The sequence below is a fragment of the Aeromonas sp. R1-1 genome (assembly GCF_040908495.1).
Lineage (GTDB): Bacteria > Pseudomonadota > Gammaproteobacteria > Enterobacterales > Aeromonadaceae > Aeromonas > Aeromonas veronii.
The window spans coordinates 1-8,413 of sequence record NZ_JBFODV010000168.1 but is presented as its reverse complement, the minus strand read 5'-3'; the positions used below and the strand labels follow the sequence as shown (position 1 = coordinate 8,413).

8 protein-coding genes and 1 pseudogene are annotated in these 8,413 nt (G+C 62.0%); all 9 read left to right on the top strand.

Translation table 11 applies throughout. The features are described from left to right. A pseudogene (locus AB5Y92_RS09625) lies at window positions 1–138 on the top strand (hydrogenase 2 small subunit); the annotation flags it as partial. 2 nt (window positions 139–140) lie between these two features. Next, window positions 141–1,187 carry a hydrogenase 2 operon protein HybA gene (gene hybA / locus AB5Y92_RS09620; protein ID WP_368226639.1) on the top strand — a complete coding sequence of 349 codons (1,047 nt, stop codon included), beginning with the start codon at window positions 141–143 and terminating at the stop codon, window positions 1,185–1,187. Next, entirely contained in the window at window positions 1,180–2,367 is a 1,188-nt protein-coding gene (gene hybB / locus AB5Y92_RS09615) for a Ni/Fe-hydrogenase cytochrome b subunit (protein WP_021230238.1), read from the top strand. The genes hybA and hybB overlap by 8 nt, the downstream gene beginning before the upstream one ends. Beyond that, entirely contained in the window at window positions 2,364–4,067 is a 1,704-nt protein-coding gene (gene hybC, locus AB5Y92_RS09610) for a hydrogenase 2 large subunit (protein WP_368226637.1), read from the top strand. The genes hybB and hybC overlap by 4 nt, the downstream gene beginning before the upstream one ends. After that, complete coding sequence (locus AB5Y92_RS09605) at window positions 4,067–4,597, top strand: HyaD/HybD family hydrogenase maturation endopeptidase (RefSeq protein ID WP_368226635.1); 531 nt, start codon at window positions 4,067–4,069, stop codon at window positions 4,595–4,597. The genes hybC and AB5Y92_RS09605 overlap by 1 nt, the downstream gene beginning before the upstream one ends. After that, window positions 4,579–5,109: a hydrogenase-2 assembly chaperone gene (gene hybE / locus AB5Y92_RS09600; RefSeq protein WP_368226633.1), complete on the top strand. Its 531-nt coding sequence runs from the start codon at window positions 4,579–4,581 to the stop codon at window positions 5,107–5,109. The genes AB5Y92_RS09605 and hybE overlap by 19 nt, the downstream gene beginning before the upstream one ends. A gap of 140 nt (window positions 5,110–5,249) precedes the next feature. Beyond that, the gene (locus AB5Y92_RS09595) at window positions 5,250–6,860 is read left to right on the top strand and encodes an ABC transporter substrate-binding protein (RefSeq protein ID WP_368226631.1); all 1,611 of its coding nucleotides are present in this window, start codon (window positions 5,250–5,252) and stop codon (window positions 6,858–6,860) included. Then, entirely contained in the window at window positions 6,845–7,855 is a 1,011-nt protein-coding gene (locus tag AB5Y92_RS09590; RefSeq protein ID WP_368226629.1) for an ABC transporter permease, read from the top strand. Before AB5Y92_RS09595 ends, AB5Y92_RS09590 begins: the two co-directional genes overlap by 16 nt. After that, window positions 7,845–8,413: ABC transporter permease (locus AB5Y92_RS09585; protein WP_368226627.1), on the top strand; the 569-nt coding region annotated here is incomplete at its 3' end. The genes AB5Y92_RS09590 and AB5Y92_RS09585, both read left to right, overlap by 11 nt.

Sequence of the window (8,413 nt, the reverse complement as noted above, 5' to 3'; positions counted from 1 at the left end):
TATACCTCGCCCACCGCGACCGGCCTTATCGGTGGCGCCCTCGGGGTGCTGGTGGGGGTGAGTCTGATGACGGTGCGTGAACTCGGTTGCCAGCAGAAACGCCACGAAGCCGGGCAGCACCCATCACGGGAGGAGTAACCGTGAACAGACGCAACTTCCTCAAATTCGCCTCCGTCGGTGCGCTGGCGGCGGGCACAGCCGTACCCGGCACCGCACTGGCGGCGGCCAAGAACAAGCCGCCCATTCCCGGCGCACTCGGCATGCTCTACGACTCCACCCTCTGCGTCGGCTGTCAGGCCTGTGTGGCGGAGTGTCAGCGCCTTAACGGCAATCCGGCCAATCCAGCTGGGGCGCAAACCTGGTCCAACAACGACAAGCTGACCCCCTACACCAACAACATCATTCAGGTGTGGAAGAGCGGCACTGGCGAGCACAAGGATCAGCTGGTGGATGGCTACGCCTACATCAAGAAGCAGTGCATGCACTGTGTCGATCCCAACTGCGTCTCTGTCTGTCCGGTGCAGGCTCTTAAAAAAGATCCCAAGACCGGCATCGTTCACTACGACCCGAGCGTCTGCACCGGCTGTCGCTACTGCATGGTGGGCTGCCCGTTCGATGTGCCCAAATATGACTACAACAATCCGCTGGGGGCGATCCACAAGTGCGAGCTCTGCAACCAGAAGGGGCTTGAGCGGATCGATCAGGGCAAGTTGCCCGGCTGTGTCGAGGTGTGCCCCACCGGCGCCGTGATTTTCGGTACCCGCGAGGAGCTGATGGCTGAAGCCAAGCGTCGCCTGCTGGCGACTCCGGGCAGTGAATATGCCTATCCGCGCCAGACCCTCTCTGCCAACGACCCTTACCTGCACGAAGTGCCCAACTACCAGCCTTACGTCTATGGCGAGAAGGAGGGGGGCGGCACCCAGGTGCTGGTGCTGGCCGGGGTGCCCTATACCAAGCTCGACATGCCCGATCTGCCGGAGCTCTCCTCCGGTGCCCGCTCCGAGCATATCCAGCACACCCTCTACAAGGGGATGGTGCTGCCCATGGTGGTGCTGACCGGCCTTTCGGTGCTCATTCGCCGCAACACCAAGAATGGTCACGATCACCATCATGACGATGGCCATGATCAGGGGAGTGCGCAGATCAAGGATCAGGGCACCACACAGGGAGGCAAGGATCATGAGTAACCACAAGGCGTATCCCCTCGGCGGCAAGCTGGTCAGCTGGCCTGTGCTGGTGCTGGCCCCCTTTGCCGTGCTGTGCGGCATGCTGATTTTAAAACGCCTCGTCTTCGGGCTGGGCTCGGTCACCGATCTGAATGGCGGCTATCCCTGGGGGCTGTGGATCTCGTTCGATCTCTTGATCGGTACCGGTTTCGCCTGTGGCGGCTGGGCGCTGGCCTGGGCGGTCTATGTGTTCAACCGGGGCGAGTATCACCCGCTGGTGCGACCGGCCCTGCTGGCGAGCCTGTTTGGCTACTCGCTGGGCGGCCTCTCCATCACCATCGACGTGGGGCGTTACTGGAACCTGCCGTACTTTTACCTGCCCGGTCACTTCAACACCTCCTCGGTGCTGTTCGAGACGGCGGTCTGCATGACCATCTATATCGGGGTGATGGCGCTGGAGTTCGCTCCCGTGCTGCTGGAGAAGTTCGGCTGGAAGGCGTCACTCATTCGCCTCAACAAGATCATGTTCTTCGTGCTGGCGCTGGGGGCTCTGTTGCCCACCATGCACCAATCCTCGATGGGATCCTTGATGATCGTGGCGGGGGAGAAGATCCATCCGCTCTGGCAAAGCTACGAGTTGCTGCCGGTCTTTTCGCTGCTGACCGCATTTATCATGGGCTTCTCCATCGTGGTATTTGAGGGCTCTCTGGTGCAGGCGGGACTGGCGGGGCGGGGCCCCAATGAGAAGTCGCTCTTCTACAAGCTGACCCAGGTGATCGATATCTTCCTGATCCTGTTTGTGGCGCTGCGCTTTGCCGAGATCGTCATCCACGACAAGTCGGAGTATCTCTCCGAGTTCAATCGCTTCTCCATCATGTTCTGGAGCGAGATTGCGCTGATGATCTTCCCGCTGTTGGTGTTCCACTGGGACAAGAGCCGCCGCGATTCGCGCATGTTGTTCCTGGGGGCCCTCAGCATGCTGCTGGGCGCCGCCCTCTGGCGACTGGATTACTCCCTGCTCGCCTTCAACCCCGGCAATGGCTACCACTACTTCCCCTCTGCGGAGGAGGTGCTGATCTCTCTGGGCTTCGTTGCCATCGAGGTGTGTGCCTATTTGCTGTTGATCCGGCTGCTGCCGGTACTGCCATCACTTGAACGTGTTCACCAAGATTATCAGGCCCGAGGGAAAGCCAACGTATGAGCCAACGTATCACCATAGACCCCATCACCCGCATTGAGGGGCACCTGCGTATCGACTGCGAAATCGAAGGCGGAAAAGTGACCAAAGCCTGGTCGTCCGGCACCATGTGGCGCGGGATGGAGGAGATCGTCAAGGGCAACGACCCGCGCGATGCCTGGATGATAGTGCAGCGCATCTGCGGGGTATGTACCTCCATCCACGCCATCGCCTCGGTGCGGGCGGTGGAGAACGCCATCGGCGCCAAGGTGCCGGTCAACGCCCAGTACATCCGCAACCTCATCATCGCGGCCCACAACATCCACGATCACATCGTCCACTTCTACCAGCTCTCCGCGCTGGACTGGGTGGACATCACCGCGGCCCTTGAGGCCAATCCGCAAAAAGCGGCGGACATGCTCAAGGGGGTATCAACCTGGTCCCTCAACAGTGCCGATGAACTGACCAAGGTGCAGGACAAGATCCGCGCGCTGGTGGCGAGCGGTCAGCTCGGCATCTTTGCCAACGGCTACTGGGGTCACAAGGAGATGAAGCTGAGCCCGGAGGTAAACCTCATCGCCGTGGCCCACTACCTGCAGGCGCTGGAGTGCCAGCGCGATGCCAACCGCATTGTCGCCATCCTCGGTGGCAAGAGCCCGCACATCCAGAATCTGGCGGTGGGCGGCGTGGCCAACCCCATCAATCTGGATGCACCAAGCGTGCTCAACCTGGAGCGGCTGCTCTATGTGAAGAGCTTTATCGACCGTCTCGGCGAGTTTATCGAGCAGGTCTACAAGGTGGATGCCGCCATCATCGCTGCCCACTACCCCGAGTGGCTGGGTCTGGGGCAGGGGGCCAAGCACTACCTGAGCGTGCCGGAGCTCCCCACCGACGCCAACGGTGGCAGCTTCCTGATGCCGGGCGGCTATATCGAGAATGGCAATCTGGCGGGTTATCGCCCCATCGAGAGCCATCAGGATGGCTGGCTGATGGAGGGCATCGCCGAGAGCAACAAGCACGCCTGGTACAAGGATGACGAGCCCCTCAAGCCGTGGGAGGGCAAGACCGAGCCTAATTACACCGGCTGGCAGGATGACGGCAAATACTCCTGGGTAAAATCCCCCACCTTCTACGGCAAGGTGGTGGAGGTGGGGCCGCTCGCAGACCTCTTGGTCAAGCTGGCCGCCAAACACCCGGAGACGGTGGCGCACTTCGATCAGCTGAACGGCATCTACAAGGCGCTCACCGGCTCGGCCATCAAGACCGAACAGCTGCACTCCACCATGGGCCGCATCATCGGCCGTGCGGTGCGCTGCTGTGTGCTCAAAGACACCCTGTCCCATCAGTGGAAGGCGCTGGTGGACAACATCGGCAAGGGGGATACCACCGCCTACATCAAGGCCGAGATCCCGGCAGACAAGGAGTTTCGCGGAGTGGGCTTTGAAGAGGCGCCGCGCGGCATGCTCTCCCACTGGATCGTCATCAAGGGCGGCAAGATCGAGAACTATCAGGCGGTGGTGCCATCGACCTGGAACTCGGGCCCGCGCAACTTCAACGACGAGCCCGGTCCCTACGAGCAGGCGCTAGTGGGCACCCCGGTAGCGGATCCCGCCAAGCCGCTGGAAGTGGTGCGCACCATCCACTCGTTCGACCCCTGCATGTCCTGTGCGGTGCATGTGGTGGATACCCAAAATGGCGAAACGACTCAGGTGAAGGTGTTGTGATGAACATCCTGATCCTGGGCGTCGGCAACCTGCTGTTGAGCGATGAGGCGGTGGGGGTTCGCATCGTCGAGGGGCTGGGGCGCAACTACCGTTTCGCCCCCGGCATCGAGCTGCTCGACGGCGGTACCGCCGGCATGGAATTGCTCGAAGCGATGGCCAGTCGCGATCACATCATTTTGGCGGATGCGGTGCGCAGCGGTAATCCGCCGGGCACCGTAGTGACTCTGAAAGATGAGGAGATCCCGACCCTGTTTGGCCGCAAGATCTCCCCCCATCAGCTGGGGCTGGCGGATGTGCTCTCGGCGCTGCATATGACGGGGGAGTCGCCCAAGCGGCTCACCCTGATCGGGGTCGAGCCCGAATCCCTCGAGCCCCGCATCGGCCTCACCCCTGTGGTGGCGGCTGCCATGGGGGAGGCGACGGATCGGATTTTGACCCTGCTGGCCAGTGTCGGTGCCCCTGCCATCCCGCTCTCTGAGCAGGAGAAAGCTGAACAAGCGCGGGAGGGCTTATGGCGCAGTCCCATTTAAGCGAGGTCGAGAGAGTGCTGGAGATAGTACCGGAGACGGCACAGGAGTTTGCCGGTTTTGCCAGCAATCCAGCACCCTTGCTGGTAGCCCAGTACGAACGGATCGCTCGCGAAGAGATGCAGACGTTGCCCTTTTATCACGCCAGCATGCCCATAGTGGCGGAGTGCACGTTGTTTGAAGGGCAGTGGCTTGGCTGTGTGCTCACCCCCTGGATGCTGAGCGTGGTGGTGCTGCCGGGGCCGGATCAGCTTTGGCCGATTCGCAGCAGCAGCGATCGGCTCGCCCTGCAGCTCCCCTGCGGCAACATGACCTTTATGGTGGGTGAATTGCCCGAAAGTGGTCAGCTGCTGGCCTGCTCCCTGATGTCGCCGCTCGATCCCCATCTCGGTGCTGATCAGGGTAGAACGCTGGTGAGCAGCACCCTCAAGATGCTGCTCTCCTTGCCGGTGCAGCAAGGGGCTGGCGGCGTGGATCTGGGTCGCAGACGGCTATTCGGTGCCCGGCGCGGTTAACCGGCATAGTCGCTAGGTTTCACGCGAAATCAAGTTTAGAATAGGGGGCCATTTTGGCCCCTCACTCCCATGTTCAGACACGCATTCCACCTCTTTTTTGAGTGATGATCCGTGAGTGGTACAAAACAAGAAGGATCCCCATGACTGTTCCACGCAATTCCCTTCGCCATTACTGTGGCACCAGTGCTGCCGCCCTGTTGACTCTGCTGCTGGGCACTGCCTCTCACGCGGCGCTGGCCGCAGCCCAACCTGTGCCTGCCGAGCTCAAGCTCGCCATCGGAGCTGAACCCACCGAAGGGTTTGACCCTCTGCTTGGCTGGAGTCACGGCAGCTATCTGCTGCTGCACAGCCCGCTGCTCAAACAAAACGCCGACCTCAGCTGGCAGAACGTGCTCACCCAAACGGTGACTCCGAGCCAGGATGGCAAGGGGTGGCTTATCCGCCTCAAGCCGGATTTGAAATTCTCCAATGGCGCGCCGCTCACCGCCGAGGATGTGGCCTTCACCTACAACAGCGCAGCCAAGGGTGGCGGCAAGATCGACATGGGCAACTTTGTCTCGGCCAAGGTGCTCTCGCCTACCGAAGTTGCCATTACCCTGAGTGCCCCCCAGAGCACCTTCGTCAACGTGCTGGGATCCTTGGGGATAGTGTCGAAGCGGGATTACGACGCAAAAGCGTATGCCCAAAAGCCGGTCGGTGCCGGCCCCTACCGGTTGGTGAGCTTCCTGCCCGGCCAGCAACTGGTGGTGGAGGCGAACCCCTATTACGTCGGTGGCAACAATGACTTCAAACGGCTGGTGTTTGTCTTTATCGACGAAGAGAGCGCCTATGCCGCGGCCCAGAGCAGCCAGCTCGATGTGGTGCGCATCGCCCCGTCGCTGGCGCCCACCGTGCCAGCTTCCCTCAAGCTCTGGGTGCGACCGAGTGTCGAGAACCGTGGCATCGTTTTCCCTATTCCGCCTGCGGGTGGCAAGGATGCCAAGGGTTATCCCATCGGCAACGACGTGACTGCCGATGTGGCGGTGCGCCGTGCCATCAACTACGCCATCGACCGCAAGCTGCTGGCGGATCAGCTGCTGGAAGGACACGCCATCCCCGCCTACAGCGCGGTGGAAGGCCTGCCCTGGCTGAATAAAGCCACCGCCTTCAAGGATGGTGATGCCGCCCATGCCAACGCCCTGCTCGATGAGGCTGGCTGGAAGATGGGCAGTGACGGTATTCGCCGCAAGGGTGACCTGAGAGCCGCCTTTACCCTCTGGTACACCAGTGGCGACAGTACCCGCCGGGATCTGGCGGAAGCGGTGCGCGCCATGCTCAAACCCATTGGCCTTGAGGTGAGCCTCAAGTCCGGCAGCTGGGAGCAGGTGGAGCGGGAGATGCACGCCAATCCGGTGCTGATGGGGTGGGGGAGTCTGGATCCCATGGAGCTCTATCACCACTACCAGAGCGGTTCCGGTGGCGTGGAGTTCTACAATCCGGGCTACTACAGCAACCCTGTGGTGGATGGCCACCTCAAGCAGGCGCTGGATGCCCCGAACTGGCAGGCGGCCGTGCCGTTCTGGCAGCAGGTGGAGTGGGATGGCAAGACCGGCGCCGGAGTGCAGGGAGATGCCGCCTGGGCCTGGCTGCTCAATGTGCAGCACACCTATCTCGCCAACCGTTGCATCGATCTTGGCAAGGGGGCGCCGGAAATCCACGGTAGCTGGTCCCTGCTCAACAACCTGCAGGATTGGCGGTGGACGTGCCGTTAAGTTCGCCCTTGAGTCATTCAGGTTATCTGCTGCTAAAAGCCCTGCTGCGTCTGGCAGGGCTGCTTTGTCTGGTCTCTGTTGCCACCTTTGTGCTGCTGAGTTACTCCCCCATCGACCCCATCAAGGCCTATATTGGCAACGACCTGCTCCATGTGCCGCCGGAACAGTACGCCCGTATCGCCGCCCGCTGGGGGCTGGATCAGCCGCTCTGGCTGCGCTACTGGCGCTGGTTTACCCAGGTGCTGCAGGGGGATCTCGGCTACTCCATGCTCTACAACGCACCGGTGGGTGAGGTCATAGGCCAGCGCTTTGCTGCCTCCTTCCTGCTGCTGGCGGGTGCCTGGCTGCTCTCCGGCTTTTTCGGCATTCTGCTTGGCCTCTGCGCCGGTCGCTATCTCAATCGCTGGCCCGATCGCCTTATCTGCCGCTTCGCCTACCTGCTCGCTTCCTTGCCTACCTTCTGGGTCGGCCTGTTGCTGCTCGCCCTGTTTGCGGTGCACTGGCCGCTACTGCCAGTCTGCTGCGCCTGGGCGCCTGGCCTCTCCGCCGATGAGGCTGACTGGGCTATGCGAGCACGCCATCTGTTGCTGCCGGTGACCACGCTTGCCCTGCTCGGGGTGGGCAATATTGCCCTGCATACCCGGGGGCGGGTGGCCGAGGTGCTGGAGAGCGACTTTATCCGCTACGCCCGCGCTCAGGGGGATGGCGGCTGGCCCATGCTGCGTTTTCATGTGCTGCGCCACGCCCTGACCCCGGCGCTCTGCCTGCAGTTTGCCTCCCTTGGCGAGCTGATTGGCGGCTCGCTGTTGGCGGAGAAGGTCTTCTCCTATCCGGGGCTCGGCCAGGCCACCGTGGATGCAGGGCTGCGGGGCGATATTCCCTTGCTGATGGGCATAGTGCTCTTCTGTACCCTGCTGGTCTTTATTGGCAATACGGTGGCCAGTTTGCTGCTGGCCCGCATCAATCGTGGCTGGGAGGGTGAGCATGCTGTTTAATCCGCTTCCCTCCATACTGCGGCTGGTTTTTGCCCTGCTCGGATTGGCGCTGCTGGCCACTTACGGCTGGAGCCTCTCTCATCAGGATGTGCCGATGGATCTGCTGGCGCGCCAGCAGCCCCCCTCGCTGGCTCACTGGTTTGGCACCGATCAGATGGGGCGGGATCTCTGGTTGCGCGCCTTTCAGGGTACCCTCACCAGTCTGGAGCTTGGCATCAGCACGGCTCTCTGCAGTGGCCTGCTGGCCATGGTGGCGGCAAGCGTGTCGCTCATTCACCCCAGATGTGATGTGGCGGTGCGGCTGCTCATCGACGCCATGCTGGCGCTGCCCCATATGCTGCTGCTGATCCTGATCTGCTTTACCGTTGGGGGGGGCATGCGCGGGGTGATCCTGGCGGTGGCGCTCACCCACTGGCCCAAACTGGCTCTCATTCTCCGCGCAGAAGCGCGGCGGATCGCCTGCAGCGACTATGTGGTGCTGGCCCGTTGTCAGGGGATGGGGGCGCTGCGTCGCTGGCGCACCCATCTGTTGCCGGGGCTGTTGCCCCAGTGGTTTAT

What these genes read in the sequence shown, in the direction of transcription:
- hybB (WP_021230238.1), top strand. Translation starts at nt 1,180, where the DNA reads ATGAGTAACCACAAGGCGTATCCCCTCGGCGGCAAGCTGGTCAGCTGG.
- hybC (WP_368226637.1), top strand. Translation starts at nt 2,364, where the DNA reads ATGAGCCAACGTATCACCATAGACCCCATCACCCGCATTGAGGGGCAC.
- AB5Y92_RS09605 (WP_368226635.1), top strand. Translation starts at nt 4,067, where the DNA reads ATGAACATCCTGATCCTGGGCGTCGGCAACCTGCTGTTGAGCGATGAG.
- hybE (WP_368226633.1), top strand. Translation starts at nt 4,579, where the DNA reads ATGGCGCAGTCCCATTTAAGCGAGGTCGAGAGAGTGCTGGAGATAGTA.
- AB5Y92_RS09595 (WP_368226631.1), top strand. Translation starts at nt 5,250, where the DNA reads ATGACTGTTCCACGCAATTCCCTTCGCCATTACTGTGGCACCAGTGCT.